This is a genomic window from Campylobacter concisus, from assembly GCF_902460845.1.
GTDB classification, from domain to species: Bacteria; Campylobacterota; Campylobacteria; order Campylobacterales; family Campylobacteraceae; genus Campylobacter_A; species Campylobacter_A concisus_X.
Map to the genome: position 1 here is coordinate 129,818 of NZ_CABPVS010000001.1, position 26,919 is coordinate 156,736.

Sequence of the window (26,919 nt, forward strand, 5' to 3'; positions counted from 1 at the left end):
TTTCTCTTAGCTTTTTAGCAAACTAAGTGCTTTTATAGTAGCACGAACGACGTTTGCTGAGTTATTTGAGCCAAGTGATTTAGTAAGGATATCCTTAATACCTGCAAGCTCGATAATAGGACGTGCACTACCACCAGCGATAACACCAGTACCCTCGCTAGCTGGGCGAAGTAGCATTCTACTTGCGTTGTATTTTACCTCTACATCGTGAGGGATAGTTGTGCCTTTGATCTTAACGTGGATAATATTTTTAAATGCGTCGTCAATCGCTTTTCTCATCGCATCTGGTACCTCTTTAGCTTTACCATAACCAAAGCCAACTAGACCATTTCTATTACCAACAACAACTAAAGCTGTAAATCTAAATCTACGACCACCTTTAACAACCTTTGTAACCCGACCGATATCGACGATTACTTCTTCAAATTCTTCTCTATTATATTTTTCCATCGATTTTCCTTTGGGTTATAGCTTGATGCCATTTTCTCTTAAAGCTTCAGCAAATGCTGCGATGACGCCATGATACAAATAACCATTTCTATCAAAAACTGCAATATCTATCTTCTTAGCTTTTAAAGCCTTAGCAAATTCTTTAGCTAAAGTGACCGCACCTTCTTTATTTGCTTTTATGCCTATCTTTCTACCATCTACTGCAGCTAGTGTAGTAGCTGTAACGTCGTCAATCGCTTGAACATAAAGAGTTCTGTTTGATTTGAAAATAGAAACTCTTGGGCAAGATGCAACACCAGAAATTTTACCTCTGATTCTTCTTTTTCTCTTAATTCTAAGAGCGATTTTTCTTTTTAGTACTTTTGCTGTCATTTACCGCTCCTTACTTCTTAGATGTCTTGCCCGCTTTGCGGATGATGCGTTCTTCTAGATATTTAACGCCTTTGCCTTTATATGGCTCAGGTGGTCTAAATCCTCTAACTTGAGCAGCCACTTGGCCTACTACTTGTTTGTCATCGCCTTTGATAGTAATAACGTTTTTCTCAACACTAGCTTCAACACCTGCTGGTAGCTCATAGTTGATAAGGTGTGAAAAACCAAGAGAAAGCTCTAAAATTTTACCTTTTGCAGCTGCTTTGTAACCAACGCCGTTGATCTCAAGCTGGCGAGTAAAGCCTGCTGTGATACCAGTTACGATGTTATTAGCAAGTGCTCTATATGTTCCCCAGTAAGCTCTACTTTGGCGATCTTCGCCTTTTGGAGCAAAAACTATATGACCATTTTCTATCTTGACATCAACATGACCTTTTGTGTCAAGCTCTTTTATATGATTGCCCTTTTTAAATTTTAGGACATTATTTTCAACGCTAACGTCTACACCACTTGGGATAGCGATAGGCTGTTTTCCAATACGTGACATTTTTTTCCTTTACTTGTCTAGGGTGTTCCTACATTTACGAATAAACACCACAATGCCGTAAATTTGATCGTCAAATTTGACGAAACCTTCATTTGAATTTCTAAATTTAGCTTTGGCAAAATCTAAAATTTTACCAAGCTAAAAAATTTAACCTTAAAATCATAAGGTTAAATAGCGTTTAATGCAGTTTATTACCAAACCGTACAAAGAACCTCGCCGCCAACGCCAGCTTTACTTGCTTCGATACCGCTCATAACGCCTTTGCTTGTACTAACGATAACCGTTCCGTAACCATTTTTAAAACGCTTAATGTCGTCTTTGCCTTGATAAACACGGCGACCAGGCTTTGAAACCCTTTTAAGCTCGTTTATAACGCTTCTGCCGTACTCATCATACTTTAAAACTACATTTATAAATTTCTTGTTACCTTCTTCGATAACGTTGTAGCTCTCGATATAGCCTTTTGCTGCAAGGATAGAAAGAGTAGCCTCAACAACCTTAGAATGAAGCAATTTCGCAGTTTCAAGCTTTCTCATACTTGCATTTCTAATGCGTGTTAATCCATCTGATATTAAATCGTTTAACATTTCTCTTCCTTACCAACTTGCTTTTTTAAGACCAGGTATCAGGCCTTCGTTAGCCATTTTTCTTAGGCAAACACGGCAAATTCCAAAATCTTTATAAACAGAGTGCGGACGACCGCAAATTTGGCATCTAGTATAGCCACGAACCGCAAATTTTGGCTTGCGTGCAGCTTTTGCTATCATTGATTTCTTTGCCATTTTACTTTCCTTTTGCAAACGGCACACCAAATAGCTCTAGCAATTTGAATGCCTCTTTATCATTTTTAGCCGTAGTAGCAATCGTAATATTCATACCATGAGTTCGTAAAATTTTATCATACTCAACCTCTGGAAACATTAGCTGCTCACTAAGACCGAAGTTATAGTTTCCACGTCCATCAAAACCATTTTTTGGAAGACCACGGAAGTCTTTAACTCTTGGGAGAGCAACGCTGATTAGCTTATCTAAGAAAGCATACATTTGCTCTTTTCTCAAAGTTACTTTGATACCAACAGGAAAACCTTCGCGAACTTTAAAGCCAGCAACTGATTTTTTAGCATCAGTGATAACTGCTTTTTGTCCGGCGATAAGTGAAATGGTATCAGCCATATTTTGAAGCACTTTCTGATCTTTCGCAGAGTCTCCTGCACCTACACTGATCACAATTTTCTCAAGCGCAGGGATAAGCATTGGATTTTTGATGTCAAATTCTTTTACGAGAGCTGGCTTGATAGTTTCGTTAAATTTATCTTTTAATCTACTCATATCTCTTATCCTTCAACTTTCGTGACATTTGATATGTCAATTGGCATCTCTTTATTTACGTGACCACCATTTGGAGTTTTTTCGCTTGGTTTGATAGCTTTTTTAGCTATTTTGCATCCCTCAACTATAACCTGACCTTTTTTTGCAAGAACTGCTAAAATCTTACCAGTTTTGCCTTTATCGTCACCAGCGATGATCTTAACGGTATCGCCTTTTTTGACTTTAAATTTTACATTAGCCATTATAAAACCTCCGGAGCTAGCGAAACAATTTTCATAAAGTTAGCATATCTAACTTCACGTCCAACTGGTCCAAAAATACGAGTGCCGACTGGCTCTTTTTTGCTATCAAGTATAACAGCTGCGTTCTCATCAAAGCGGATTAGCGAACCATTATCTCTTTGAACCTCTTTTTTAGTTCTTACGACAACAGCTTTTACAACCTGTCCTTTTTTGATCTTACCATTTGGAAGAGCTTTTTTAACAGAGCAAACTATGATATCGCCAAGTGTAGCGTATCTTCTTTTGCTGCCGCCAAGAACTTTTATACACATTAACTCTTTTGCACCACTATTATCAGCAACTGCAAGTCTTGTAAAACTTTGAATCATTACTCAACTCCCTTTGCCAATACAGCTTTTAAGCGAAAATTCTTGCGAGCTGAAAGTGGTCTGCACTCAATTGCAACAACTGTATCGCCTGCTCTTGTCTCATTTTTTTCATCATGAACTAAATACTTTTTAAAGCGTTTTACAAATTTATGGTATCTTGGGTGCATAACGCGTCTTTCTACCAAAATAGTAGCTGTTTTATCTCCAGCTTTTTGTAAAACAACACCTTGAATTTCTCTTTTTAATGCCATTTTACGCCCCTTGTCTTGTTGCACTAATTGCAGTGTTGATCTGAGCTATCTCTTTGCGAACAGCACTAATCTCATTAGGGTTGCTTAACTGCATAGTTTTTAGCTTTTGTCTTAAAGTAAATAAAAGCACCTTTTTCTCTTTTAGCAACGCGTTTAATTCTGCAACGCTCTTATCTTTTAACTCAGTATATTTCATTTTCACTCTCTCGCGTTACAAATTTTGATTTGAAAGGAAGTTTGTGTAAAGCCAAAGTTAGAGCTTCACGAGCCAACTCTTCGCTAACACCAGCCATTTCAAATATTATACGACCAGGTTTGATATTCATAACCCACTCTTCAACTCCAGCCTTACCTTTACCCATACGAGTTTGTAGAGGTTTTTTAGTAAGTGGCTTATCAGGGAAAACCCTAATCCAAATTTTAGCCTGTCTTTTTACGTGACGAGTTAGAGCTTGACGAGCAGCTTCTATTTGGCGAGAATTTATTCTGCCAGCTTCAACAGCTTTAAGTGCAAATTCGCCAGTTGCTAAAGATGCTCCACGAGTCGCATAACCACGGTTGCGACCTTTCATTTGCTTACGAAATTTCGTTCTTTTAGGCATCAACATAATTATTTACCTCTTCTTGCTCTACGTGTTTTCTTAGGTGCCTCTTCTTCAGTTTTCTCAGGTTGAACACCTTTTTGAAGAACCTCACCTTTAAAAATCCATACTTTAATACCTATGTTTCCATAAGTCGTATGAGCCTCAGCTACACCGTAATCTATCTTTGCTCTAAGAGTATGAAGCGGAACGCGACCTTCTAGATACCACTCGGTTCTTGCCATCTCAGCACCACCTAAACGACCAGCAACTGAAATTTTAATACCTTTAGCGCCTGATTTTTGAGCACCTTGGATAACTTTTTTCATAGCACGTCTAAATGCGACACGCTTTTCAAGTTGCATAGCTACGTTTTCAGCAGCAAGTTGAGCTGAAGCTTGAGCTTTTCTTTCTTCTTTGATATTTACATTTACTTCTTTACCGATAAGTTTGCTAACTTCGTTCTTTAGGTTTTCAACATCTTGACCTTTTTTGCCGATGATGATACCAGGACGAGCTGCAACTACGGTTACACGAAGTTTTTTAGCCGTTCTTTCGATTAGAATTTGGCTAATTCCTGCATAGTAAAGTTTTTTCTTTAAAAATGCACGAATTTTGTAATCTTCGCCGATGTTTTCAGGAAGACTTTGTTTGGTTGGAAACCATCTAGATTCCCAGTTGCGGTTAATTCCTAGTCTAAGGCCTATTGGATTTACTTTTTGTCCCATATTATGCTTCCTTCTTTTCAGGTTTAGATACTTCTACCATTACATGAGAAGTAGGTTTGCGAATTTTGCTCGCTGTTCCTCTTGCTCTTGGTCTAAATCTCTTTAATACAGGACCAGCGTCAACGCGGCAACTAGTTACTACAACCTCTTCTGGTTCAAATCCGCCATTTGCTACTGCTGAGCTAATAGCATTTGCTATAAATTTAGCACCACGATTTGGCATAAATTGCAAGCTCGCAAGTGCTAGCTCGGCATTCATACCTTGAACTTCTCTTGCTATAAGTCTTGCTTTTGTAGGAGAAAGTCTTACGAATTTTATAATTGCTCTACTCATATCATTTCCCCTTACTTGCCGATTTTCTTTTGCACTGAGCCCTTGTGACCCTTAAATGTGCGTGTTGGAGCAAATTCGCCAAGTTTATAGCCTATATGATTTTCTGTAACATATACAGGAATAAAGCTCTTGCCATTGTGAACGTTAAATGTTAGTCCAATCATTTCAGGTACAATCGTGCTACGTCTTGACCAAGTTTTGATTGGTTTGTTATCGTTTGCATTTTTTGCGGCAATAACTTTTTTCATTACATGATCATCTACGAAAGGACCTTTTTTGAGTGATCTTGCCATCTCTATTTTCCTTTCCTTCTTGAAATTATAAGCTTATCGCTAGCTTTTTTACGGCGAGTCTTAGCACCTTTAGTTGGTTTACCCCATGGAGTAACTGGGTGACGGCCTGAATTTTTCTTACCTTCACCACCACCGTGTGGGTGATCAACTGGGTTCATAGCAGAACCACGTGTTTGTGGTCGGATACCGCGGTGGCGATTACGTCCGGCTTTACCGATAGTGATGTTAGCCCAGTCTTCATTACCAACTACACCAATGCTTGCCATACACTCAGCTAGTACTTGTCTCATCTCACCACTTGGCATTCTTAAGATAACGTACTTCTCTTCTTTACCCATTAGCTGAGCATAACCACCAGCTGAACGAGCTATCTGAGCGCCTTTGCCAGGTTTTAGCTCTACGTTATGAACGATAGTACCAACTGGGATAAATCTTAATTTCATAGCGTTGCCTGGTTTAATATCTAGTGACCCCTCATCGATAGATCCGATAACGTCGCCAACATTTAGGCCATTTGGTCTAATGATATAGCGTTTTTCACCATCTTTATAAGCTATAAGAGCGATACGGCAGTTTCTGTTTGGATCGTACTCGATCGCTTCAACTTTACCTTCTATACCAAATTTGCGACGTTTAAAGTCGATGATACGATAAAGTTTTTTTGCACCTGCTTCTTTATGTCTTGAAGTTATACGACCATTGTTGTTTCTACCGCCAGATGCAGGTAGTTTAACAAGCAAGCTTCTAACACTTGGTTTAGCTGTTATATCTTCAGAGCTTAGTCCAGTCATATATCTACGACTAGGTGTATATGGTTTATATGATTTTATAGCCATCTTACGCCTCCGTACTTTCTAGGCTTACACCTTCAGGCAACTTAACGTAAAATTTCTTTATTTCGTCACGCTGACCTACTCTTCCTCTAAAACGTTTAACCTTGCCGCTAATTCTAAGTGAATTTACGCGAACAGGCGTTACTCCAAAATACTCTTGCAAAACCGCTTTTAAGCTGTTTTTTGTAACTCTTGGTGAAGTTTGGATAACAACAACGCCTTGTTCTTGAAGGCCTAGAGTTTTTTCTGTATAAATAATTGTTTTGATATCAGTTATATCCGCCATTTTAGCCCTCTTTTGTTATAGTTTTTAGTGCAGCTTTTTCAATGATAACCGAACTAAATGTAGAGACAAGATAAGCATTTACCTCATTTGCATCTACTACATAGCAGTTTGCTAAATTTCTAAAAGCAAGTAGTGTTTTATCGTCTAGCAAATCTTTAACGATAAGCGCGTCTTTTACTTTTAAATTTTTGATGATATTAGCTGCATCTTTTGTCTTTCCAGATTCGATTGAGATGCTATCTACTGCGAAAATTTTACCATCTTGTGCTTTTACTGCCAAAGCGTACTCAAGAGCTAGTCTTTTTTGTTTTTTATTGACTTTTTGAAAATAGTTTTTCTCGTTTGTTGGACCAAATGCAACTGCACCACCTACCCAAACGTTAGTTCTAGTTGAACCTGCTCTTGCACCACCACGTCCTTTTTGTCTCCATGGTTTTTTACCACCACCGCTTACAAAAGCACGACTTTTAGTATGAGCCGAATTTGCTCTTATACCAGCAAGGTAAGATTTTACATAAAGATATAGGTTGTGCGGATTTACTTCAGCGTAGCTTGCAGGAAGCTCTAACTCGCCTGAATTTTCAAATTTATCGTTTAATACGTGAATTTTACTCATTTTACAATCCTTATTTTACCCATTGCACCATTGTGACCAGGAACGCAACCTTTTACAACTACGATGCCATTTTGAGCGTCAAAGCTTATTAGCTCGTTTTTAACAGTAACTTTCTCATTTCCCATGTGTCCTGCCATTTTCATACCTGGTTGAACACGACCTGGCCATTCGCAGTTACCAATTGAACCGTGGCGTCTGTGGAAACGTGAGCCGTGGCTTTTTGGACCACCACCGAAACCATGTCTTTTTACCACACCTTGGTAGCCTCTACCTTTTGAGTTAAAGCTAACTTTTAAAATTTTAGCCTCATTTAATGGTGTAAAGTCTAGGTTTCCAACTTCGCTATTAGCTACTTCAAGCGTAGCAAATTTGTTAAATTCTGCAGTCAGATTGTATTTCTTTTGCTGACCAGCGATAGCTTTGTTGTTTGCTTTAGTGTGGGCATACGCTACGATAGCACGTTTATTTTCATCGATCTCACACACTTTAGCCTCAACTAGCTTAAGTAGTGTAACTGGCGTACTCTTCGTGGCAATCGTTCTACTCATGCCTATTTTTTCTACAATATATTCCATACTCTTATCCTTTTGTCCGCTTATTTCATCGCACGAACTTCGACATTAACTTCTGGAGCTAGGTCGAGTTTTGTTAGGCTATCTACAGTTTCTGGAGTAGCGGCTACGATGTCAAGCATACGAGCGTGTATTCTCATCTCAAACTGCTCACGTGAGTCTTTGTTGATGTGTGGAGATTTTAAGACTGTGTAGCGTTTGATCTTTGTAGGCATTGGTACCGGGCCACGAACGTCGGCACCTGTTCGTTTGACAGCTTCTACGATTGCTGCAACAGTGCGGTCTAGAACTCTATGGTCGTAAGCTTTTAGCTTTAACCTGATTCTTTCCATGTGTTTTCCTTTAAAAAGAACTTGTCGCAAACTCGCGACCTCTTTACATCAAAATAACTCGCATAGGATCAAGCGATCGTACGAGCAAAGACGCTTGTCTTTTCGTAAAGAGAACGCGATTTTACAAAAAAGCTATTATAGTTGTCAAGAAAAACGTTATTTTTTGATGAATTTTGATTAATTATTTCCTTTTAATAAGGAAAATATAAAATTTAAAAAGATAAGATTCCAAGAAATTAAAATTTTAAAGAGAAAAGATGCCGATCTTTAATTCAAAATTCTTATTAACTCAAGAACAAGACGAAGAAAAGCTTAAAAAGCGTTATGCAAATTTGCAAATGTATCAGGCAAAAGCTAGCGACATTAAGAGCTTCAAAGAAGAGAAATTTCAAACGCAGTTTCTAAAAGATATCTTTGAAAACTGCCTTGGCTACACTTTGGATACTACTAATCCTACAAATTTTAACCTTGAGCGTGAGAAAAAGAACGAAACTGACGGCAAAAAGGCAGACGGGGCGATACTGATAAATGGCGAAGTTAGATGCGTGATCGAGCTAAAAGATCAGACTACACAGCATCTTGATAAAACTCCATCCAACCGCGAGCTTAGCCCGGTAGATCAAGCTTTTCGCTATTTTATCTCACATGAAAATGCCAAATATGTCGTTGTTTCAAATTTTAACGAACTGCGCTTTTACATCGGCAATAAAACAACATTTGAAAAATTTGACCTTTTTACAGCAAGCTTTGAGGAGTTTAAGAAGCTTCATTTACTGCTTAGCTTTGAGAGCATTAGCACGGATCTGCCACTAAAGCTAAAAGAGAAATTTGCCACTCACGAGTGTGAAATTTCAAACAAATTTTATAAAGACTTTAGCGCATTTAGGCTCACTCTTTTTAAAAATATTTGCAAAAACAATGCTAGTGATAAAAATAGGCTTTTAAGCCTTACGCAAAAACTATGTGATAGGTTTGTCTTTATACTATTTGCCGAAGACCGCGGACTACTAAGACTTCGCACGATAGCCGAGATAAAAGATAAATTTCAAAACCAAGTTACTGAGCTTAGTTTTTATGACTTTTACAAAATTTACTTTAAAGCCATTGATGAAGGCAGTGAACGTCTTGATATCAAACGCTACAATGGCGGACTTTTTGCCACAGATACTGAGCTTGATGCACTAAAGATAGACGATAGCGTGCTTGAAGCACAGTTTTTAAGCGACTATGACTTTTTAAGCGACATCGGTGTAAATATCCTAGGACATATCTTTGAAAGCTCACTAAACGACCTTGAAGAGCTAAATGCGCAAATAAATGGTAATGAATTTGATGCCAAACAGAGCAAACGTAAAAAAGATGGCATATTTTATACACCAGAGTTTATAACAGAATTTATAGTTGAAAATTCACTTGGCATGCTTTGTAAAGCTAAAAAAGATGAGCTAGGGCTTGATCTAAATGAGCTATTAGCACCAAAAAACCCAAAAAAATTAACCAAAGCAGAAAGTGAGATCAAAGACAAAATTTATGCTTACCGCGAGTGGCTCTTATCTCTTAAGATACTTGATCCAGCTTGTGGCTCTGGTGCGTTTTTAAACCAAGCTTTAGAATTTCTCATTGCCGAGCATGGCGCATTAGACACTTACCGCAAAGTATATGAGGGCGAGGGCTTGGGACTTTACGATATAGAAAGCACGATTTTAGAAAACAATCTTTACGGCGTAGATATAAATGCCGATGCGGTCGAGATCGCTAGGCTATCTCTTTGGCTCCGCACAGCTGCAAAGGGGCGAGTTTTGACAGATCTTAGTAAAAATTTAGTAGCAGCAAACTCGCTTTTAGAATTTCCTTTTGACTTTAAATTTGATGTCGTTATAGGCAATCCTCCCTATGTCAGACAAGAGGCGATAAAAGAGCAAAAGCCAGCTCTACAAAAATATAAAGTTTATAGCGGCACGGCTGATTTGTTTGTCTATTTTTATGAGCTTGGCATTACACATCTAAAAGAAAATGGGCTTTTAGGTTTTATATGTTCAAATAAATTTTTCCGTACCAGCTATGGTGAAAATTTGCGTAAATTTATACTAGAAAATACGCAAATAACACATATTATCGATTTTGCTGGGGTTAAAGTTTTTGAAGATGCGAGCGTAGATAGTGCGGTTACTATTTTTAGAAAAATAAGAGCTGGTGAAAATTCAAAATTTAATTTCCTAGCCTCAAGCACCATAAATTTAAAAACGCAAAAATTTATCCAAATACCACAATCCACGCTAAACGAAACAAATTTTACTTTCCTTGATAAGAGCAAATTTGAGCTAAAAAATAAAATCGAAAAAGTTGCAGAGCCATTAAAAAATTGGGGCATAAAAATTCATTCTGGTATCAAAACAGGACTAAATGAAGTATTTATTATTGATAGTGACACCCGTGATAAAATTTTAAATAACTGCACTGGAGAAGAAAGAGAGCGGACGCAAAAGCTCATTAGGCCGATCTTACGAGGTCAAGATATAAAGCGTTATGACTATGAGTGGGCTGGGCTGTGGCTCATTTGCACTTTTCCAGCATTAAAGATAGATATTGAAATTTTTCCAAGTCTTAAGGAATATTTACAAAATTTTTTGCCTTATATAGCACAAAGTGGTGAAACCATAAATGGTAAAAAATGCCGCAAAAAAACATCAAATAAATGGTTTGAGACGCAAGACAACATCGCTTATTATGAAGAATTCGAAAAAGAGAAAATTTTATGTGCAAAAATTGTGCAAAGTCCAAAATTTGCTTACGATACAAATAATAATATTCCAAACAATACTGCATATTGCATAACTGGCGAAAATCTAAAATTTTTATTAGCCTTTTTAAATTCAACAGCTGTTTATAAAATTTTTAACTTTTTCTATGCTGGAGGCGGACTTGAAGGCGAAATAACAACAAATCGCTTAGAAATTTTGCCTATCCCACAAATCACGCCACAAAATAAAAATTTATCAAACGAGATAATAAATTTGGTTGATGAAATTTTAAAAGCAAATGAAAAGATCAAGCTTTACGAGAAGCATATGCCTACTTTAACTCTTGATGAAAAGCTAGAAGTCAAAGAAAATATCAACGCGCTAAACGACAAAATCAAGGCAAGTGACGAAAAAATAGACAAACTTGTTTTTGAGCTTTATGAACTAACAAGCGATGAGATCACGCTTATAACAGGGGGGGGGGAGATTGACGGTATAACAAAAATTTACATATACATCTTACAAAGGGGAGAAAATGAACCAATTAGAGCTTTATTACAATCAGCCGCTTAAATCAAGTAAATTTATCCCCAGAAAATACGAAATCATCTCGCCAAAAACGCTTATAATAGGCGCCATTTCAAGTGGCAAAACAGCCCTTGTTTATGAGTTTTTGAGCCATTATAAAAGCGAAGATAGACTTTATGTAAATTTGGACGATCTAAGGATAGACAGAGCCTTACTTTTAGCAAATTTAAAAGAATTTTTAGAAAAAAATGCTCATATAAAGGTGCTCGCAGTTGAAAATTTACAAGCTGCTGACCTTGCAAATTTAGACTTTTTAAAGGGCGCAACACTTGAAAATATCATCCTTACAAGCAAGGAATTTTCACTAACGATTGACGGCTTTGCTCGCATAAATTTAAACTATCTCGACTACGAGGAATTTATACTATTTTTTAAGAAAAATTTGGACCAAGACCTGCTTTTTAGCTACTTTTTGGCTCACGGCAACGAGATAGCAAGTGCTTTTTTGGACTCTAGCGAGGTCACAGCGCACTTGCAACAACTCTTAAGAGCAAATTTAAGCGAGCAAAGCATTGCGATTTTAAAAGAATGTGCTCCAAAATGCCACGATGTGCTTAGTACTTTTGGTATCTATAAAAATCTAAAAGAGCATATGAAAATCTCAAAAGATAGTGTCTATAACACAGTAGCCAGCCTTAATGAAAATAGCTTTATAGAATTAGTACCAAATTTAGATGAGAGCAGCACGAGCAAAAAGCTCTACTTTACAAATTTTGCACTTCGTAACGCTTTATACCTAAAAAAGGACTTTTTGGCCGTCTTTGCAAATGTCGTTTTTTGCGAGTTGCTTAAATTTAAAGATGAAATTTACTACACAAAAGAGATTGATTTCTTCCTTAATAAAAGGAAGATCGCGATCATCTGTGTGCCGTTTTCTGCACCAGAGATCATCTTTTTGAAATTTAAAAAACTCCACGCAAGCTTAAAAGAGCTGGGTGTAAGTAAGCTTCAAATAATTAGCGTCGCAAACCAAGCTGAGCTTAGCTTTGAGGGCATAAAATGCGAAATTTTACCATTTTCTAGGTGGAGTCTAGGTTTATAAATTTAAACCTTTATTTGATTATTGTTTTAAAAGCTTAAAGTAAAGAAGCTATAATCAACAAAACTATGAAGGATGGACATGAGAGCATTTATTGGGATTTTTATACTTATAGTAAGCCTATTTGGCTATGAGATAAATCACGAAAACTGGGCAAAATTTTATAAATTTATTGATGAGGCAAATGGTATAAAATTTGAAGTTTATATGAACTATTTTAAAGATGAATTTGAAAATTTTAAGCAAAGTAAGAGCTTTAAAGTGCCGGCCAAGATAAGCGGACATATCTTTTTTGATGGTACAAAATACGACTACGAAAAAGGTAATCTTGAGCAAAATAGCAGTGAAATTTCATCGCTAAATGCTGTATCTGATAAGATAAATTTAGACGTTAAAAATGAAAATGGCGAGCTAAAGGGCAAAATAATCGTTAAAAACAAAGCCTATAATGCGACTATCAAAAAAGAAAAAGAGTATGAAATGCTAAACATTGGCATCCAAATGACCGAAGCAAATGGTACGAGATACGAAGCTATAATTAACGATATATTTGCCAAAGAATCGGCTAAAAAAAATAAAAATAAATTACTCTCGACACTTTATGACCTAAAAAGCGAGCGTAAAAAATGGCCAAATAACCAATTTGAGAGCCTAGATAACATCTACTATATAAATGACAAAATAAAAAGTATCTGCACCTATAAAAATAACAAAACTAGCTGCGATGTTGTCTTGCTTAAAACCAACAAAAAGCTAAAATTAAAGCAGATTTTTAAAGATATAAACGATCCTCATCTAAAAGCAATCCTCGCAACAGCAGGCGTTAGTGAAAATTTTGTACTTTCGCCACTTGGGCTTACCTTTTTAAACGAGGAGCAAATTAACGTGCCACTTGATGAGCTAAGACCTTACTTTAGCGATGAAATCGGACTTTAATGGCAAAAATTTGTGGCATAGATGAGGCTGGACGTGGGGCTTTAGCTGGGCCTTTAAGCGTAGCGGCCTGCGTGCTTAATAAAGAAATTTCAGGTCTAAACGACTCCAAAAAACTAACCGCAAAAAAGCGTGAGGAGCTTTTTAAAGAGATTATAAAAAGCTCAAATTTTCTCATCATCTACTTCTCAAATGCGCAAATAGACGAACTTGGGCTAAGTGAGTGCTTAAGGCGAGCGCTCAAAATTTTTAAGGCGCATTTTGAGGGCTTTGAGATCATTTATGATGGAAATTTAGACTATGGCGTTGGTATCACAACGATGATAAAAGCTGACAGCAAAGTCGCTGGGGTAAGCGCTGCTAGCATATTAGCAAAGGTTAGTCGTGATAGTTTGATGAAAGGCTGGGATAAAATTTACTCAAAGTATGGCTTTGCTGGGCACAAAGGATACGGCACAAAGGCACATCTAGAAGCCATTGCTAAGTTTGGCTATTCAAGCCTTCATAGAAAAAGCTTTGTAGTAAAATCTTTTGAAAAATCTCTATTTGACTAAGATTAATTATCTAAGCATCAAATAGATGCCTAGATAACGTCCTTTTTAATGGCAGCCACAACCGCAACTACCGCTACTTTTAATAGCATCAAATACAGCATCGTAGTTTGGCTCTTCTGTCACTTCAGGGACGATTTGTTTGTGAATTATTACGCCATCATTGATGACAAATACCGCTCTTGCAAGTAGTCCTTTTAGTGGGCCATCGCTCATTAAAACGCCATAGTTTTTAGCAAATTCTCCGTATCTAAAGTCGCTTCCAACATGTAAATTTGCTATGCCTTCAGTCGTGCAAAATCTCCCCATCGCAAATGGCAAATCATTTGAGATGATGCTAAGTTTTACACCATGTTTTCCAGCTACTTTTTCGTTAAATTTACGTGCTTCTGCCGCGCAAACGCCAGTATCAAGTGACGGCAGGCAAACAAGTACTTCTACGCCATTATTTCCGCCTACGCTAAACTCGCTAAGATCTTGCGCTACGACTTTTGCTTCAGGCGCATAAGAGCCTACGAAAACCTCATTTCCACTTAAATTTACCTCACTACCTTTAAATTTTGTAGTTGCCATATCTATCTCCTTTATTATTTTTTTGCTTTTTTAAATGCTTGATCAAGATCTGCTATTAGATCATCAGCGTTTTCGATACCGATTGCTAAACGAAGCAAGTTTTGCTTTATGCCGATCTTATCTAGCACCTCTTTTGGATATGCCTCATGCGTCATAGTTGCAGGCCTGCAAATAAGGCTTTCTACACCTCCAAGACTTACTGCTAGATCAAAAATTTCTAGCGATTTTACAAATTTATTTACATCATATTTTTCATCAAGCTCAAATGAGATAAGAGCACCGATGTCGCTTGCTTGAGCCGCTTGCATCTTTGCCTCTTGCTCGCTATATGAGCCGGCAAAATGCACAACGCTAACAGCGTCATTATTCTGCAAAAATTTGATTATTTTATGTGTATTTTGCGTTTGCCTATCAAACCTAACGCTAAGCGTTTTAAGCCCACGTATTAGGTAGTATGCGTCCATCGGGCTTATGATGCCACCAAGTGTGTTTTTGGCAAATTTTATCTTCTCAGCCAAAGCATCATCGTTTAGTGTGACGATACCAGCGATCACATCAGCGTGTCCGCCGATATACTTTGTAGCGCTATAAACCACGATATCAGCTCCATAATCAAGTACTCTTTGATAGTAAGGCGTCAAAAATGTGTTATCCACGATGACTAGAGCGCCCTTTTTGTGAGCGATCTTTGAAATTCTAGCGATATCTGTCACTCTTAAGAGGGGATTTGACGGAGTTTCGATAAATATCGCTGCTACATCGTCACTTATATCATCTTCGCTTAAAAAATTTAGATCATCTATAAATTCGCTCTTTATGCCGTGGCTTTCAAAAACAGTTGTGACATATCTATAAGTGCCACCATAGACATTGCTATTTAGTAGGACCTTTTGCCCTGTTTTTATAAGGCTAAGTGCGGCTGCTGTTGCTGCCATGCCTGAGCCAAAGCTAAAAGCGTATTTGCTACCTTCAACCTTTGCAAAAATTTCATCAAATGCTTTTTTGGTTGGGTTGCTACCACGCGAATATGCAAATTCTTGAAAATTTTCAAGATCATCTTGCACAAATGTACTTGCTAAAAAAATAGGCGGAATGACCGCTTTATTTGGATTATTTTTAGCTTCAATGCCCTTTACGATCAAGGTGTCAAGTTTCATAAATTTCCTTTTAAAATTTTATGAAATCTTACATAATAAAGATTAATCTTCCCCAAACCCACCCAAAACGTAGCTAAATCAGTAAGTGGTAGTAACATTTATTTTTAAGAATGCATTTTTTAAATTGCTGGGATAAATTTAAACTTTTACTCTCTCCCCGCAAGCCTAATAAATTTTTCTTTTTACTCGCCTTTAGCTACATTTTCACCATAAATTTTACTCTACAAGATCAACTTGCCAGTTTGCCTCTTGTAGCTTCATATCTAGCTCTCTGATCTCTTTGGATAGCTCGTCTATTTGCTTTTGAAGCATAGCCACATCAACACTACTTAAAATTTTTATCTCGCTATTTGAGTAAAGATCGACCTTTTGGCTTGCGCTTTTGGCAAATTCCCTAAGCACGCTTGCTTTTTGGTTTAGCGTATCTTTTTTAGCGATCATTTCAGTTAGACTCGCACCTTCAAATTTTGCACTTGAGTTTGTTAAATTTATAGCCAAGATCAGTCTAAATAGCTCATCGCTTAGCCTATCAAGCTCTTTTAAAAGAAGCTTTGGATCTTCGCTAGGTCTTTCATTTTCTTGCATTTTTGCATTATTGAGCAATCTACCTTTTAGCTGCTCTAAACGTTTTTGTGTATCGGCTCTTAAAATGAGAGCCTGAGCTAATTTCATCATTTTTCCTTTTGAAATATTAAATTGAGAGAAAATTTCAAATTATATTAGTATCTTTTGGGTTATAATTGATTTAAAATTTTATTTTAAGGAAAAGCTATGAAGTACGATTTTGATACGCTTATTAGCAGAGATGGCACTAACTCATCAAAATGGCGAATGAAAAACGATGTTTTGCCAATGTGGGTTGCTGATATGGATTTTAAGGCTGCACCTGAAATTTTAAATGCCCTACAAAAGCGTCTTGATAATGGCGTCTTTGGCTACTCATTTATCCCAAAAGAGTGGAACGAAGCGATTAAAGGCTGGTGGGAAAGGCGTCATGATGTTAGCTTTGAAAACGATTGGATGTGCTTTTGTACTGGCGTTATACCAGCGATTTCTACTGCGATTAGAAGATTTAGTAATCCAGGAGATCAAATTTTAGTTCAAGCTCCCGTCTATCACGTATTTTTTAACTGCATCAAAAATAATGGCCGTGAAATTTTATCAAATGACCTTGTCTATAAAGATGGCTCTTATGAGATTGATTTTGAGGACCTTGAGGCAAAGCTAGCGCAGCCGCTAACAACTATGATGCTTCTTTGCAATCCTCACAATCCAATAGGTAAAATTTGGGACAAAGAGACGCTTAAAAAGATAGGCGAGCTTTGCTATAAGCACGATGTTTTGGTTATCAGCGATGAGATCCACTGCGACATAACTGATCCTGGGCTAAGCTACGTGCCATTTATCAGCGTTAGCGAAGAGTGCAAAAATAACTCAATCACATGCGTCTCACCTACAAAAGCCTTTAATATAGCTGGACTTCAAAGCTCAGCCATCGTCACACCAAATGAACAGATACGTGCCAGAATAAATGCAGCTGTAAATTATGATGAGATAGGTGAGGCAAACGCATTTGCAATAACTGCGACAATAGCGGCATTTAACGATAGTCAAACATGGCTTGATGAGCTTAGGGATTATCTCTTTGAAAACAAAAAAATCGTTATAAATTTCATAAAAGAGCAAAATTTGCCAGTAAAACTTCTGCCATCAAATGCGACTTATCTTTTATGGCTTGATTGCAGTGCGTTTTGCGAGGATTCAAGCGACTTTATGAATTTCTTGCGTGATAAAGCTGGACTATGGCTAAATGACGGTAATGCTTACAGGGGAGATAGATTTTTCCTCCGTATGAATATCGCAACCCAAAGAGCCAGAGTGCTTGAAGGGTTAAAACGCTTACAAAATGGTATAAATTTATACACTTCAAAAAGATAAATTGAGTAAATTTGGCTGAGTAGCTTTAAAATTTAAAGCTACTCCTACCTGATATTGATACAGCTCGAAGAATTTTTGAAGCAGTAAATATTGCCCCAACATTTTTAAATATCAAATCAAGTTTTACTAATAAATTTAAAGACAAGATGACCTACGCTAGTTTGTATTTGATTGCTTTAAATTTAAGCATAAAACCGCTTAGCCATAATAGGGCAGATCGATAAAATGAGTAATTTGTACCTTTTTGAATTGGTAAAGATCGTGTTCATAGCTCATAAATTTAGCAGTGGATTTAAAATTTTCAACAAAGTAGAAATTTGAAGTTGAGATAGCTCACACTGGCTTTAAATTTAAGAGAAATTGTTTGCTAAAACAAAATTTTGAGCCATTTTTGAAGTTACACTTTCTTTTAAAACAAGGTAGTTCTTGCTGATAAATTTGATGACTTTAAAAATTTAGATAAAAGTAGAAATTTAAAGGCGGGAAAGCCCCGCCAGATATTATTTATGAAGCTCTTTTGTGTAAAACTCAACTGAGCCAAGACCCTCTTTTAGTGCCCACTCGTAAGCTTTGCTTACAAATTCCCAGTTTATGTTCTCATAAAAAGTCTCTAGGTATTTTGGGCGAGCGTTGAAGTTGTCGATGTAGTAAGCATGCTCCCAAACATCAACGACTAGAAGTGGTACTTTGCCGTCGCTCACTGGAGTTTTTGCGTTGCTAGTTTGTACGATCTCTAGCTTTTTACTGCTTGGATCAAATACAAGCCACGCCCAGCCTGAGCCAAAAAGCGTTGTAGCTGCTTTTAAAAATTCCTCTTTGAAATTTGCGAAATTTGCCTCGATCGCAGCTTTTAGCTCGCTTGACATCTCGCTTTTTTTAGCGATGCAGTCCCAGTAAAAGTCGTGGTTATAAACTTGAGCAACGTTGTTGTAAAGCCCACCTTCGCTATTTTTTAGGATCTCGTAAAATGATGCGTCAGCAAATTTTGTATCTTTTATAAGATTGTTTAAATTTGCTACGTAAGTTGCATGATGCTTGCCGTAGTGGTATTCACAGGTTTTTGCACTAACTACTGCATTGCTATTTGCATCAAATGGAAGTTTTCTAAGTTCAAACATAATAATTCCTTAATAATAAAATTTGTTGTTTCGTATTATAGCCATAAAAAATTAATAAATAAAAATCTTTTAAATTTAGCCGCAAAATATAGGCTAAATTTAAGCAAGACTAAACTTACATTTTTGGAGGGCTTTTAAACTTATAGAAAAGAAAAATTTAGAGCAAAAATATCCCATACATTTGGTTAAATGGATTCAAAAATTTATTAAAAGTAAAAATAAAATAAATTTTTATGTGTAAAAAAGTAACAAATATACTTTAAAAGTTTAGTTATCGAAAAATTATAAAAATTTTTCAAAAATATAAATTAGCCTTTAAGAGCATAATTGTTACTAAAATACACATATAAAAATAAATAGCTGTGAATTTACGAAACAAAATTTCTAAATTTTTATTTTTGAAATTTATAATGCGTTTAACAAAACCATTACAAAGGATAAAAGATGAAATTCTTACAAGCTTTACTTTTTACTTGTGCCATCAGTGGCTTAGCATTTGGTGCTGATAAGGTCTATACGATCAAATTTGCTCACGTTGTCGCAGCTTCTACGCCAAAGGGCAAGGCGGCTGACTTTTTTGCAAAGCGTGCTGAGGAGCTAAGTGGCGGTAAATTAAAAGTTCAAGTCTTCCCATCAGCTCAGCTACTTGATGATGATAGAGTTTTTGGTGCGCTAAAGCTTGGCAACGTCCAAATGGCAGCTCCTAGTTTTTCTAAATTTACACCTATCGTGCCGCAGTTTCAGCTATTTGACCTGCCTTTCATCTTTAAAGATGCAGACCATCTACATAAGGTCCAAGACGGCGAGGTCGGCGAGGAGCTAAAAGGCCTTGTGACTAAGAAGGGCTTTGTGGCGCTTGATTATTGGGATGCTGGATTTAAGCATTTTAGCTCAAGCAAAAAACCAGTTCTTGTACCGGAAGATGCAAAAGGACAAAAATTTAGAATCCAAAGCTCAAAAGTGCTAGAAGAGCAGATCAAAGTAGTTGGTGGTAACCCACAAGTTCTACCATTTTCAGAAGTTTACTCTGCACTTCAACAAGGCGTAGTTGATGCGACAGAAAACCCACTTTCAAATTTCTATAACTCAAAATTTCACGAAGTTCAAAGCTCGCTTACACTTTCAAGTCATGGATATTTGGGCTATTTAGTCGTTATGAGCGATAAATTTTGGAGCAAGCTACCAGATGATCTAAAAGCAAATGTAAAACAAGCTCTAAGCGAAGCAACAGCTTTTGAGAGAGAAGAGACAGCAAAAGAGGACGCTCACGTCATAGCTGAGCTTGAAAAATACATCGCTGCTAGTAAAAAACTAGAAATTTATAAAATCGATGACGCACAAAAGGCCGAATGGCAAAAGGTTATGCAGTCAATCTATCCTAAATTTTATGATGTTATCGGTAAAGACCTCATAGAAAAGACTCTTGGGACAAAATGATGAAGAGCTTTTTTAATGTCCTTGATATAGCGATAGCCTCACTAAATAAAACTATCGCAGTAGTTGGGCTCGCAAGTGGAACATTGCTAGCCTTTGCAAATGTTATGGCTAGATATTTTTTCGATAAAAGCTGGTCATGGGCAAGCGAGCTATCAAACTATCTTTTTATCTGGTCGGCGTTTTTTGCCGCGGCATATGGCTTTAATAAGGGCATTCACGTCAGTGTAACTATTTTGGTGGAAAAATTTCCACCAGCCCTTGCAAAAGCGTGTTTAATCTTTTCTCATGTACTAACTACTGTGTTTTTGTTATTTATCGCAGTCTATTCGATTGATTATCTACAAATTCTTCACGAGATCGAGCAGATGATAATAGACCTTGGCATACCACAATGGGTACCTATGGTAGTACTTCCAATAGCCTTCGTTACAGCTAGCTACCGCTCGACTGAAAAAGCCATAAAAGTAGCTCTAACGCCTGCAGAAAACGTTGTGAGCAACGAAGCACATGAGCTAGCTCATGGTAGCGTAGTCAAAGATTAAGGAGAAAAAAGATGACAATAGCATTTTTATTTATCCTACTTTTTGCGCTGATGCTAATAGGCGTGCCAGTCGCGGTTTCACTGGGAACTAGCACCGTTTTAACGATGATATTTTTTACAGATATCGACATCGCTACGATCCCACAGCTAATTTTTGATGGTATCAATAAATTTTCGCTAATGGCGATACCGATGTTTATCTTGGCTGGAAATTTATTAAGTAAAGGTGGCTCAGCAAGACGTATCATCGACTTTGCAAAGTCTATGGTAGGACACTTGCCTGGCGGCTTGCCTATGAGTGCGATATTTGCCTGCATCATCTTTGCAGCAGTCTCTGGAAGCTCACCTGCGACGGTTGTAGCTATTGGCTCAATTATGTTTGCAGCTATAAAAGAGGCTGGCTATCCAAAAGAGTACGCAGTAGGCGGCATAACTACGGCTGGCTCACTTGGAATTTTGATCCCACCTTCAGTTGTTATGATAGTTTATGGTGTAACAGCTGAGGTAAGTATTGGCAAGCTTTTTATGGCAGGCGTTGTGCCTGGTCTTATGCTTGGCGCTTTTATGCTCGTGCAGACCTATGTAGGTGCAAAAAAGCTTGGATTTAAAGCGACTAAGGCTGAGCCGCTTAAAGTAAGAGTGCAGAAATTTGCAAAAGCATTTTGGGCTCTTTTGATCGTTGTTGTGGTCATCGGCGGAATTTATGGAGGAATTTTTACTCCAACTGAAGCTGCTGCGGCAAGCGCGGTCTATGCGTTATTTATCTCGCTTTTTATCTATAGAGATATAAAGATAAAAGACCTTTGGGATATCTGCCTAGACTCAGCCCTTACAACAGCTATGATATTTTTCATCATCGCAAACGCCGTTGTTTTTGCATATTTGCTAACTAGCGAACAGATCCCTCAAGCGATCGCATCAATGATACTTGACGCAAATATCGGTATGATAGGATTTTTGATATTTGTAAATATCTTGCTCTTTATCATGGGTCAGTTTATGGAGCCTTCAAGCGTCATCATGATCATGGTGCCACTATTGCTTCCGATTTCAACGCAACTTGGCATAGACCCGATACATTTTGGCATTATCTTAGTTGTAAATATGGAGATAGGTATGGTGACTCCGCCTGTTGGACTAAATTTATTTGTCGCAAGCGGTCTTACAAATATGAACTTAAAAGAGGTCATCATGGCGTGCTTGCCGTGGACGCTGACTCTCTTCTTTGGTCTTATCTTGGTTACATATATACCGCAAATTTCACTTTGGTTGCCAAACCTAATGTATGGACATTAAAATTTAGAGGCTCTTGCCTCTAAATTTATCCTTTTGGATCGTAATCCGCACTCATAACGATATTTTTACCATTTCGCTTACCAGCATAAAGTAGATTATCAGCTTGTTTTATCATCTTTTCTAAGCTAAATTCTCCCGTACCATCATGAGCAACTACTCCAAAAGTCATAGTTGCGTTGATCTTTATGTTTTCAAACTCAACTATATTTTTACTCAAGCTCTCTCTAACACGCTCTACGATACTTACAGCTGCATCTTTTTTTACGCCCAAGACGACTGCTAAAAATTCTTCTCCGCCAAATCTAGCTACTCTATCTTTATCTCTAAATGTGTTTTTAAATATGCCTGATAAGCTTTTTAAAACAGCATCTCCTGCACCGTGTCCATAAGTATCGTTTATTTTTTTAAAATTATCAATATCACACATAACGATAGCAAAGTCCCTATTTTTATATAGATCGTTTTGACTTAAAATTTTCTGCATCGAAGTACGATTTAAAAGCCCTGTTAATGGATCGTGATTTAATATATTTTCAGCCATCTCTTTTTCCTCTAAGATGCTTAAAAATATAAATAAATTTGAGCTTTCCAAAAGGTACGAAACAATAACCGAGAATACGCAAACCATACTTAAGTTAAAAACAAAAAGTAGATCTTTAAAACCGCCAAAATCTTTTACAGGCTGTCCGTCTAAATATACATAGCAGACTATAGATAAAATTATTTGCACTGCAACTATTATGTAGTTAAAAAATTTATAGGTAAATGAAGTAAAAAATAGTATTAGTGACGACGCTAAAAACAATAACCCAAATCCATATCCCCATCCAAGTGTCAGCATACAAACTAATGCATGAAATAAAATTTCAAGCTGGACTATCAGCATTGTTATCTTGTTATTTTCAGGGCTATCGTAAATAAGCCTTAAAAGAAAAAGATAGGTTGCTACTGAAAATACATTCGTAACTGCTAGAATTTCTTCTTTCATAAATAAAAAAATAAAAAAATAACAGACGTGAGTTAATAATATTGAAAATATGATAATTTTTTGAGCCGTATAGAGTGAAATTCTACGCATCCAAGCCCTTTTTTAAAATTTCTAATTCGATGCGGTCTTTGCCATTTAGCTTTCCTTCATAAAGCAGCTTATCTACTAAAGTTATGGCTTGCTCAAAATTCACCTCAATACCATTTGCACATATTAGCATGCCAAAGGTCATAGTAACTGGAGTTTTATCTGGAAGTTTTGCGTTGTTTATCTGTTTTTTAAGCCTTTTGCTCACTTCGTGGATAAATTCTATCTTTGTATCGGGCAAGATTATCAAAAATTCTTCTCCGCCCCAGCGGCAAACATAGTCTTTACTTCTAAATGATTTCTTTAAAGCGCTAGCTACATCTTTTAAGACCTCGTCGCCACAGTCATGCCCGTATGTATCGTTTATTTTTTTAAAATTATCAATATCGCCTAGCATTATGACTAAATTTGTATTACCACTTCTTTCCTTATTAGCAACTAGTTCAAATCTTAAAGTTTTTTCTATTGTTCTTCTATTTAAAAGCTGCGTTAAAAAATCATGCTTTGAGTCCTTTTCAAGCTCTTCTGTCTCTTTTCTTATTTGCTGATATCCACTAGACGTGATAACATCTGCAAACATTGAAAGTCTTAAAACAATAAAAAAAGCAAAAACAATACTGCACACGACTATCGCCCCTCGTATAGCAGATGGGATCAGCGGTGCCTCATCTTTGTGAATAAAATAAAGAAGTATAAGCAAGATTAATTCTAAAAATGCCATTATATAAGTAAGACTCTTTGAATCAAACGCTAGGAAGTAGTTTATAAAAATTACACCAACAAGTATTATCCAAATTCCAGTATTCCAACCCATAGTAGTAACAATAATAGTAACAAGCAATATGATATTTAGGTGAAATGCAAGGGATATTAATACTCTATATTTTATGTCAAATTTTATTCTAAGCAATATTCCAGCTGCTATAAAAAACAAGCACATAAAAAGTAGCGGTGTAGCTATGATCATAAAAAGCAACAAAGATAGTGCATTTGCAGCTATCATAACGTCTAATATCGTTTTATAGATATCATCGATCGCTTTATAACTACTTTGATCTACAAAATCGTGTGTCAAACAAAACTCCCTGTAAATTTATTCCATTAAATTTTATTAAGTCATTCTAATAAGAGTCGTAACTATCTTCGTCCTCGTCACTGTCTTCGTAGTTGTAGTCATTTTCATCGTAATTATAGTCATAACTATCGCTACTATCGTCCTCATCGTCATTAAATTCAGAGTAGTCTTCTTCTACTTCTTCATAATCAAATTCATCACTCATTGTTTTCTCCTTAAATTTTATCTTTGACGCTTTCAATATACAAGCTTTGGCTTGGGAATGCGAAATTTAGACCATTTTGCTTTAAAATATCCATAATCTTTAGCATTACATCTTGTTTGACATCTAAAAATTCTCCCCAAACAATAGTCTTTGCAAAACAATAAACTAAGATATTTATCGAGCTATCTGCAAAATCATCAACTACGACAAATAAATTTGATTTATATCCAGCATAATCATCAACTGAAACTATACTTTGTCTATATTTTAGCCCTTTTTTCTTTGCTGTTATATCCTCACTTTTGGCAATATCTGGATGATTTATCAACATAGTTTTTATATCATCTACACATTTTTTAATCTCATCAGTTGTCGCTCCATACTCAATGCCTATTAGCATTCTGATACGTCTACCGACTTTTCTTCTGCTCCAGTTTCTAACAGGATCACTTGCCAGTTTTGAGTTTGGCACAAAGATTAAAGCATTATCAAAACTTCTGATAGTCGTCTTTCTAAAGCCAACCTCAACGACAGTGCCCTCTATATCGCCACAAACTATCCAGTCTCCTTGTGAAAATGAGTTATCAAAGAGCATCATAACAGAAGCAAAGAAGTTTGCGATGATGTCTTTTGCCGCAAATGCAACAGCAAGACCACCGATACCAAGTGAAGCTATGAGCGCTGATATATCAAAGCCAAGCTTTTGAAGAATTAGTAAAAGTGCGATTATTAATACAATTACATAGACCACTTTTAAAACTAAATTTACAACCTCTTTTCGTCTACTCTTTTGAGCAATTTTATCGATTATTACTATGCCATAACCATTTAGGATGGTTAAAACAAGCCATGAAAATGCGACTATATAGACGATCGAAAAAATATTTGCTAGAGTTAGTGGCACTGGTACTGGATAAAAGGCAACACCGATACAAATATTTAGTGCATAAATGATAAGAAGCGCAGAGATAGGCTTTTTAACGATATCTACTATCTGATCCTTTGCCTCCTTTACGCCTTCGCCAGAAGCAATGAGTGACATAAGCCAATATGTGAGTTTGGCAAGAATTCTTGTAAGTGAGACAAAAAATAAAAATACTACGATTATAACTACGATCTTGCCAACGTTAAATTTTGCCGAATTTATAGGAATTAGCTTATTTATATATTCGACCGTATCGACTAAATTTAGCTCTGATAAGATCATGCTTGAGCTTAGAAGATCGGCATTGTTTTTAAGATAGATTAAAATTTCCTCATCAGTCTCTTTTTTTAGATCAAGCTCGGCAAATGCGTTATCGTAAGAGCTTGAAGTCTCATTTAGAGAATCTTTTAGCTCTTTTATACTGACGTAAGAATTTGTTTGTAGATTTAAAAGTCCATTATCTATCACCTCTTTTATAGAGTTTGCTTTAGCGCCTTTTTTAAATATCTCTTCAAGATTAATTAAAGCTGAGAAATATGCATAATCTATCTTCATTTTTTCAAGCTCAATAGCACTTTGAACGTAAGCATCTTTATTTAATTGCTTCTCTAATCTAGCTACTTTTTTTTCTAAATTATTTTTTTGCAAAATAAATTTATCAATATCGTTTTGAGTTACCTCAATCTGCATAACATATAGTGGAATTTTTTCCAAAAGGTCATTTTTTTTCTTTTGAAGTCCAGCTAAATTTGAGTTATCAGCTTTTGTTGAGTTTGTATCTTTTTGCTGTGCTTTTATGATTTGGATTTGATTATTTAAAGTTAAAATTTGATTTGTTAGGCTTAGTATATTTTCTTCTTGTGTTTTATTATTTTCAGCACCAAAAAGCATTATAAATGAGAGAAAGACGATGGTTAAAATTTTATGCATTTTCACCCCTTTTATCTGCTAAAAGTTTGAATGTGCCCTCTTTTAAATCGTAGCTGAAAATTTCGCCGGTTTCTATAATGTAGTGCCAGCCATAAATTTGAAGATTCCCTCTTTCATACTCCTCTTTTACATTTGGATAAGTCATTATATTTTCGATCGAATTTATCACATTTAATCTCTCAGTTAGCCACGCCATCTTTGCTGGATCGTCGCTTGTAAATTTAAGTACTTCTCTCTTAATTGGTTCTATTAGCTTTATCCAATTTCTAACATTTGGCGTGGTTTTAAGCTTTTTTTCATCCATATAAAGCGCTGCACATCCGCCACAGTCAGAGTGCCCGCAAATAATGATATTTTTGATATTTAAAAGCTCTAATGCATATTCGATAGCCGAAGTCGTTGCCAAAAACTCTTCGCTCACTCTATAAGGTGGCACGATGTTTGCGATATTTCGTACCATAAAAAGCTCGCCTGGAAGGCAGTTTGTTATCAAATTTGGTACTACTCTTGAATCAACACAGGATATAAAAAGGGTATGTGGGTCTTGTCTATTTTGTAGACTTTTAAAGAGCTCTTCATGCTCTAAAAAGCCATCTTCCATAAATTTTACCGCACCTTCAAGTAGCGAGTCATCCATAGGAATTTATCTCCATTTTTTATATT

General features: G+C 36.5%; 36 protein-coding genes. 8 read left to right on the forward strand and 28 right to left on the reverse strand.

What is annotated here, in order from left to right:
• Window positions 1-6: 6 nt before the first annotated feature.
• The 19 genes from rpsE to rpsJ form a co-directional block, all read right to left on the reverse strand.
• Complete coding sequence (rpsE, locus tag F3H00_RS00680) at window positions 7-450, reverse strand: 30S ribosomal protein S5 (protein ID WP_002941646.1); 444 nt, start codon at window positions 448-450, stop codon at window positions 7-9.
• 15 nt (window positions 451-465) lie between these two features.
• Window positions 466-822, reverse strand: coding sequence for a 50S ribosomal protein L18 (gene rplR / locus F3H00_RS00685; protein WP_148799570.1), 357 nt, complete (start codon window positions 820-822; stop codon window positions 466-468).
• A 10-nt stretch (window positions 823-832) separates the two neighbouring features.
• The gene (rplF, locus tag F3H00_RS00690; RefSeq protein WP_021091127.1) at window positions 833-1,369 is read right to left on the reverse strand and encodes a 50S ribosomal protein L6; all 537 of its coding nucleotides are present in this window, start codon (window positions 1,367-1,369) and stop codon (window positions 833-835) included.
• Window positions 1,370-1,560: 191 nt separating this feature from the next.
• Window positions 1,561-1,956 carry a 30S ribosomal protein S8 gene (rpsH, locus tag F3H00_RS00695; protein ID WP_084041205.1) on the reverse strand — a complete coding sequence of 132 codons (396 nt, stop codon included), beginning with the start codon at window positions 1,954-1,956 and terminating at the stop codon, window positions 1,561-1,563.
• 9 nt (window positions 1,957-1,965) lie between these two features.
• Window positions 1,966-2,151 (reverse strand): type Z 30S ribosomal protein S14, encoded by a 186-nt coding sequence (locus F3H00_RS00700; RefSeq protein WP_002941532.1) that lies wholly within the window; start codon window positions 2,149-2,151, stop codon window positions 1,966-1,968.
• 1 nt (window position 2,152) lies between these two features.
• Window positions 2,153-2,698 (reverse strand): 50S ribosomal protein L5, encoded by a 546-nt coding sequence (gene rplE, locus F3H00_RS00705; protein ID WP_002941643.1) that lies wholly within the window; start codon window positions 2,696-2,698, stop codon window positions 2,153-2,155.
• A gap of 5 nt (window positions 2,699-2,703) precedes the next feature.
• On the reverse strand, window positions 2,704-2,940 hold the full coding sequence (rplX, locus tag F3H00_RS00710) for a 50S ribosomal protein L24 (protein ID WP_148799568.1): 237 nt from the start codon (window positions 2,938-2,940) through the stop codon (window positions 2,704-2,706).
• Window positions 2,940-3,308 (reverse strand): 50S ribosomal protein L14, encoded by a 369-nt coding sequence (gene rplN / locus F3H00_RS00715; RefSeq protein ID WP_021091075.1) that lies wholly within the window; start codon window positions 3,306-3,308, stop codon window positions 2,940-2,942. Before rplN ends, rplX begins: the two co-directional genes overlap by 1 nt.
• Entirely contained in the window at window positions 3,308-3,559 is a 252-nt protein-coding gene (gene rpsQ / locus F3H00_RS00720; protein WP_021091107.1) for a 30S ribosomal protein S17, read from the reverse strand. The genes rplN and rpsQ overlap by 1 nt, the downstream gene beginning before the upstream one ends.
• Before the next feature lies 1 nt (window position 3,560).
• Window positions 3,561-3,755 (reverse strand): 50S ribosomal protein L29, encoded by a 195-nt coding sequence (gene rpmC / locus F3H00_RS00725; protein ID WP_002941625.1) that lies wholly within the window; start codon window positions 3,753-3,755, stop codon window positions 3,561-3,563.
• On the reverse strand, window positions 3,742-4,167 hold the full coding sequence (rplP, locus tag F3H00_RS00730) for a 50S ribosomal protein L16 (protein ID WP_021091116.1): 426 nt from the start codon (window positions 4,165-4,167) through the stop codon (window positions 3,742-3,744). Before rplP ends, rpmC begins: the two co-directional genes overlap by 14 nt.
• A gap of 2 nt (window positions 4,168-4,169) precedes the next feature.
• Window positions 4,170-4,868: a 30S ribosomal protein S3 gene (gene rpsC, locus F3H00_RS00735; RefSeq protein ID WP_002941650.1), complete on the reverse strand. Its 699-nt coding sequence runs from the start codon at window positions 4,866-4,868 to the stop codon at window positions 4,170-4,172.
• Window position 4,869: 1 nt separating this feature from the next.
• Window positions 4,870-5,202 carry a 50S ribosomal protein L22 gene (gene rplV / locus F3H00_RS00740; RefSeq protein WP_002941544.1) on the reverse strand — a complete coding sequence of 111 codons (333 nt, stop codon included), beginning with the start codon at window positions 5,200-5,202 and terminating at the stop codon, window positions 4,870-4,872.
• 11 nt (window positions 5,203-5,213) lie between these two features.
• Window positions 5,214-5,495 carry a 30S ribosomal protein S19 gene (rpsS, locus tag F3H00_RS00745; RefSeq protein WP_002941639.1) on the reverse strand — a complete coding sequence of 94 codons (282 nt, stop codon included), beginning with the start codon at window positions 5,493-5,495 and terminating at the stop codon, window positions 5,214-5,216.
• Window positions 5,496-5,497: 2 nt separating this feature from the next.
• On the reverse strand, window positions 5,498-6,331 hold the full coding sequence (gene rplB, locus F3H00_RS00750) for a 50S ribosomal protein L2 (RefSeq protein WP_148799566.1): 834 nt from the start codon (window positions 6,329-6,331) through the stop codon (window positions 5,498-5,500).
• Window position 6,332: 1 nt separating this feature from the next.
• Window positions 6,333-6,614, reverse strand: coding sequence for a 50S ribosomal protein L23 (locus F3H00_RS00755; RefSeq protein WP_103628652.1), 282 nt, complete (start codon window positions 6,612-6,614; stop codon window positions 6,333-6,335).
• 1 nt (window position 6,615) lies between these two features.
• Window positions 6,616-7,230 carry a 50S ribosomal protein L4 gene (gene rplD, locus F3H00_RS00760; protein WP_012140561.1) on the reverse strand — a complete coding sequence of 205 codons (615 nt, stop codon included), beginning with the start codon at window positions 7,228-7,230 and terminating at the stop codon, window positions 6,616-6,618.
• Entirely contained in the window at window positions 7,227-7,805 is a 579-nt protein-coding gene (rplC, locus tag F3H00_RS00765; RefSeq protein ID WP_002941563.1) for a 50S ribosomal protein L3, read from the reverse strand. Before rplC ends, rplD begins: the two co-directional genes overlap by 4 nt.
• Window positions 7,806-7,825: 20 nt before the next feature.
• A complete protein-coding gene (gene rpsJ, locus F3H00_RS00770; RefSeq protein WP_009295257.1) occupies window positions 7,826-8,134 on the reverse strand; it encodes a 30S ribosomal protein S10 in 309 nt (102 codons plus the stop codon).
• Window positions 8,135-8,391: 257 nt separating this feature from the next.
• Here rpsJ and F3H00_RS00775 point away from each other — a divergent pair, with 257 nt between their 5' ends.
• From F3H00_RS00775 to rnhB, 4 genes are all read left to right on the forward strand, one after another.
• Entirely contained in the window at window positions 8,392-11,448 is a 3,057-nt protein-coding gene (locus F3H00_RS00775; RefSeq protein WP_148799564.1) for an Eco57I restriction-modification methylase domain-containing protein, read from the forward strand.
• The gene (locus F3H00_RS00780) at window positions 11,411-12,505 is read left to right on the forward strand and encodes an ATP-binding protein (protein ID WP_148799561.1); all 1,095 of its coding nucleotides are present in this window, start codon (window positions 11,411-11,413) and stop codon (window positions 12,503-12,505) included. Before F3H00_RS00775 ends, F3H00_RS00780 begins: the two co-directional genes overlap by 38 nt.
• Window positions 12,506-12,583: 78 nt before the next feature.
• The gene (locus F3H00_RS00785; RefSeq protein ID WP_148799559.1) at window positions 12,584-13,438 is read left to right on the forward strand and encodes an S-adenosylmethionine tRNA ribosyltransferase; all 855 of its coding nucleotides are present in this window, start codon (window positions 12,584-12,586) and stop codon (window positions 13,436-13,438) included.
• Entirely contained in the window at window positions 13,438-13,989 is a 552-nt protein-coding gene (gene rnhB, locus F3H00_RS00790) for a ribonuclease HII (RefSeq protein WP_148799557.1), read from the forward strand. Before F3H00_RS00785 ends, rnhB begins: the two co-directional genes overlap by 1 nt.
• A gap of 45 nt (window positions 13,990-14,034) precedes the next feature.
• On the opposite strand, the gene tpx is transcribed toward rnhB, so the two are convergent.
• The 3 genes from tpx to F3H00_RS00805 form a co-directional block, all read right to left on the reverse strand.
• Window positions 14,035-14,559, reverse strand: a complete 525-nt coding sequence (tpx, locus tag F3H00_RS00795) for a thiol peroxidase (RefSeq protein ID WP_084109897.1) — start codon at window positions 14,557-14,559, stop codon at window positions 14,035-14,037.
• A 14-nt stretch (window positions 14,560-14,573) separates the two neighbouring features.
• Window positions 14,574-15,716 (reverse strand): trans-sulfuration enzyme family protein, encoded by a 1,143-nt coding sequence (locus F3H00_RS00800; RefSeq protein ID WP_148799555.1) that lies wholly within the window; start codon window positions 15,714-15,716, stop codon window positions 14,574-14,576.
• A 216-nt stretch (window positions 15,717-15,932) separates the two neighbouring features.
• On the reverse strand, window positions 15,933-16,388 hold the full coding sequence (locus tag F3H00_RS00805) for a DIP1984 family protein (protein WP_148799553.1): 456 nt from the start codon (window positions 16,386-16,388) through the stop codon (window positions 15,933-15,935).
• Window positions 16,389-16,487: 99 nt separating this feature from the next.
• Between F3H00_RS00805 and F3H00_RS00810 the strand changes: the two genes are divergently transcribed.
• Complete coding sequence (locus tag F3H00_RS00810; RefSeq protein WP_148799551.1) at window positions 16,488-17,654, forward strand: MalY/PatB family protein; 1,167 nt, start codon at window positions 16,488-16,490, stop codon at window positions 17,652-17,654.
• 500 nt (window positions 17,655-18,154) lie between these two features.
• Here F3H00_RS00810 and sodB read toward each other — a convergent pair whose 3' ends face one another.
• Window positions 18,155-18,772: a superoxide dismutase [Fe] gene (gene sodB / locus F3H00_RS00815; protein WP_148799549.1), complete on the reverse strand. Its 618-nt coding sequence runs from the start codon at window positions 18,770-18,772 to the stop codon at window positions 18,155-18,157.
• Between the two features lie 444 nt (window positions 18,773-19,216).
• Here sodB and F3H00_RS00820 point away from each other — a divergent pair, with 444 nt between their 5' ends.
• From F3H00_RS00820 to F3H00_RS00830, 3 genes are read left to right on the forward strand one after another with little or no spacing between them, the layout of a single operon-like run.
• Window positions 19,217-20,209 carry a DctP family TRAP transporter solute-binding subunit gene (locus F3H00_RS00820; RefSeq protein ID WP_148799547.1) on the forward strand — a complete coding sequence of 331 codons (993 nt, stop codon included), beginning with the start codon at window positions 19,217-19,219 and terminating at the stop codon, window positions 20,207-20,209.
• The gene (locus F3H00_RS00825) at window positions 20,209-20,751 is read left to right on the forward strand and encodes a TRAP transporter small permease (RefSeq protein WP_084041037.1); all 543 of its coding nucleotides are present in this window, start codon (window positions 20,209-20,211) and stop codon (window positions 20,749-20,751) included. Before F3H00_RS00820 ends, F3H00_RS00825 begins: the two co-directional genes overlap by 1 nt.
• An 11-nt stretch (window positions 20,752-20,762) precedes the next feature.
• Complete coding sequence (locus F3H00_RS00830) at window positions 20,763-22,046, forward strand: TRAP transporter large permease (RefSeq protein ID WP_103624348.1); 1,284 nt, start codon at window positions 20,763-20,765, stop codon at window positions 22,044-22,046.
• Window positions 22,047-22,071: 25 nt separating this feature from the next.
• Here the strand turns inward: F3H00_RS00830 and F3H00_RS00835 are convergent, their stop codons facing one another.
• From F3H00_RS00835 to F3H00_RS00850, 5 genes are read right to left on the reverse strand one after another with little or no spacing between them, the layout of a single operon-like run.
• Window positions 22,072-23,124: a GGDEF domain-containing protein gene (locus F3H00_RS00835; protein WP_103624347.1), complete on the reverse strand. Its 1,053-nt coding sequence runs from the start codon at window positions 23,122-23,124 to the stop codon at window positions 22,072-22,074.
• Window positions 23,117-24,196 carry a GGDEF domain-containing protein gene (locus F3H00_RS00840; RefSeq protein ID WP_223155212.1) on the reverse strand — a complete coding sequence of 360 codons (1,080 nt, stop codon included), beginning with the start codon at window positions 24,194-24,196 and terminating at the stop codon, window positions 23,117-23,119. Before F3H00_RS00840 ends, F3H00_RS00835 begins: the two co-directional genes overlap by 8 nt.
• Window positions 24,197-24,242: 46 nt before the next feature.
• Complete coding sequence (locus F3H00_RS10255; protein ID WP_180997316.1) at window positions 24,243-24,401, reverse strand: hypothetical protein; 159 nt, start codon at window positions 24,399-24,401, stop codon at window positions 24,243-24,245.
• A 10-nt stretch (window positions 24,402-24,411) separates the two neighbouring features.
• Window positions 24,412-26,256, reverse strand: coding sequence for a mechanosensitive ion channel family protein (locus F3H00_RS00845; RefSeq protein ID WP_148799545.1), 1,845 nt, complete (start codon window positions 26,254-26,256; stop codon window positions 24,412-24,414).
• Window positions 26,249-26,893, reverse strand: a complete 645-nt coding sequence (locus F3H00_RS00850; RefSeq protein WP_072595207.1) for a carbonic anhydrase — start codon at window positions 26,891-26,893, stop codon at window positions 26,249-26,251. The genes F3H00_RS00845 and F3H00_RS00850 overlap by 8 nt, the downstream gene beginning before the upstream one ends.
• Window positions 26,894-26,919 lie beyond the last annotated feature (26 nt).

Coding starts and splice junctions, on each gene's coding strand:
- F3H00_RS00810 (WP_148799551.1), top strand. CDS start 16,488: ATGAAGTACGATTTTGATACGCTTATTAGCAGAGATGGCACTAACTCA.
- F3H00_RS00835 (WP_103624347.1), bottom strand. CDS start 23,124: ATGCGTAGAATTTCACTCTATACGGCTCAAAAAATTATCATATTTTCA.
- rnhB (WP_148799557.1), top strand. CDS start 13,438: ATGGCAAAAATTTGTGGCATAGATGAGGCTGGACGTGGGGCTTTAGCT.
- F3H00_RS10255 (WP_180997316.1), bottom strand. CDS start 24,401: ATGAGTGATGAATTTGATTATGAAGAAGTAGAAGAAGACTACTCTGAA.
- rplE (WP_002941643.1), bottom strand. CDS start 2,698: ATGAGTAGATTAAAAGATAAATTTAACGAAACTATCAAGCCAGCTCTC.
- F3H00_RS00830 (WP_103624348.1), top strand. CDS start 20,763: ATGACAATAGCATTTTTATTTATCCTACTTTTTGCGCTGATGCTAATA.
- F3H00_RS00825 (WP_084041037.1), top strand. CDS start 20,209: ATGAAGAGCTTTTTTAATGTCCTTGATATAGCGATAGCCTCACTAAAT.
- rpsE (WP_002941646.1), bottom strand. CDS start 450: ATGGAAAAATATAATAGAGAAGAATTTGAAGAAGTAATCGTCGATATC.
- F3H00_RS00785 (WP_148799559.1), top strand. CDS start 12,584: ATGAGAGCATTTATTGGGATTTTTATACTTATAGTAAGCCTATTTGGC.
- F3H00_RS00755 (WP_103628652.1), bottom strand. CDS start 6,614: ATGGCGGATATAACTGATATCAAAACAATTATTTATACAGAAAAAACT.
- rpsC (WP_002941650.1), bottom strand. CDS start 4,868: ATGGGACAAAAAGTAAATCCAATAGGCCTTAGACTAGGAATTAACCGC.
- rpsQ (WP_021091107.1), bottom strand. CDS start 3,559: ATGGCATTAAAAAGAGAAATTCAAGGTGTTGTTTTACAAAAAGCTGGA.
- F3H00_RS00800 (WP_148799555.1), bottom strand. CDS start 15,716: ATGAAACTTGACACCTTGATCGTAAAGGGCATTGAAGCTAAAAATAAT.
- rpsS (WP_002941639.1), bottom strand. CDS start 5,495: ATGGCAAGATCACTCAAAAAAGGTCCTTTCGTAGATGATCATGTAATG.
- rpmC (WP_002941625.1), bottom strand. CDS start 3,755: ATGAAATATACTGAGTTAAAAGATAAGAGCGTTGCAGAATTAAACGCG.
- rplR (WP_148799570.1), bottom strand. CDS start 822: ATGACAGCAAAAGTACTAAAAAGAAAAATCGCTCTTAGAATTAAGAGA.
- F3H00_RS00700 (WP_002941532.1), bottom strand. CDS start 2,151: ATGGCAAAGAAATCAATGATAGCAAAAGCTGCACGCAAGCCAAAATTT.
- rplX (WP_148799568.1), bottom strand. CDS start 2,940: ATGGCTAATGTAAAATTTAAAGTCAAAAAAGGCGATACCGTTAAGATC.
- rpsH (WP_084041205.1), bottom strand. CDS start 1,956: ATGTTAAACGATTTAATATCAGATGGATTAACACGCATTAGAAATGCA.
- rplD (WP_012140561.1), bottom strand. CDS start 7,230: ATGAGTAAAATTCACGTATTAAACGATAAATTTGAAAATTCAGGCGAG.
- sodB (WP_148799549.1), bottom strand. CDS start 18,772: ATGTTTGAACTTAGAAAACTTCCATTTGATGCAAATAGCAATGCAGTA.
- rplV (WP_002941544.1), bottom strand. CDS start 5,202: ATGAGTAGAGCAATTATAAAATTCGTAAGACTTTCTCCTACAAAAGCA.
- rplC (WP_002941563.1), bottom strand. CDS start 7,805: ATGGAATATATTGTAGAAAAAATAGGCATGAGTAGAACGATTGCCACG.
- F3H00_RS00780 (WP_148799561.1), top strand. CDS start 11,411: ATGAACCAATTAGAGCTTTATTACAATCAGCCGCTTAAATCAAGTAAA.
- F3H00_RS00820 (WP_148799547.1), top strand. CDS start 19,217: ATGAAATTCTTACAAGCTTTACTTTTTACTTGTGCCATCAGTGGCTTA.
- F3H00_RS00845 (WP_148799545.1), bottom strand. CDS start 26,256: ATGCATAAAATTTTAACCATCGTCTTTCTCTCATTTATAATGCTTTTT.
- rpsJ (WP_009295257.1), bottom strand. CDS start 8,134: ATGGAAAGAATCAGGTTAAAGCTAAAAGCTTACGACCATAGAGTTCTA.
- rplN (WP_021091075.1), bottom strand. CDS start 3,308: ATGATTCAAAGTTTTACAAGACTTGCAGTTGCTGATAATAGTGGTGCA.
- tpx (WP_084109897.1), bottom strand. CDS start 14,559: ATGGCAACTACAAAATTTAAAGGTAGTGAGGTAAATTTAAGTGGAAAT.
- rplB (WP_148799566.1), bottom strand. CDS start 6,331: ATGGCTATAAAATCATATAAACCATATACACCTAGTCGTAGATATATG.
- rplF (WP_021091127.1), bottom strand. CDS start 1,369: ATGTCACGTATTGGAAAACAGCCTATCGCTATCCCAAGTGGTGTAGAC.
- rplP (WP_021091116.1), bottom strand. CDS start 4,167: ATGTTGATGCCTAAAAGAACGAAATTTCGTAAGCAAATGAAAGGTCGC.
- F3H00_RS00850 (WP_072595207.1), bottom strand. CDS start 26,893: ATGGATGACTCGCTACTTGAAGGTGCGGTAAAATTTATGGAAGATGGC.
- F3H00_RS00805 (WP_148799553.1), bottom strand. CDS start 16,388: ATGAAATTAGCTCAGGCTCTCATTTTAAGAGCCGATACACAAAAACGT.
- F3H00_RS00775 (WP_148799564.1), top strand. CDS start 8,392: ATGCCGATCTTTAATTCAAAATTCTTATTAACTCAAGAACAAGACGAA.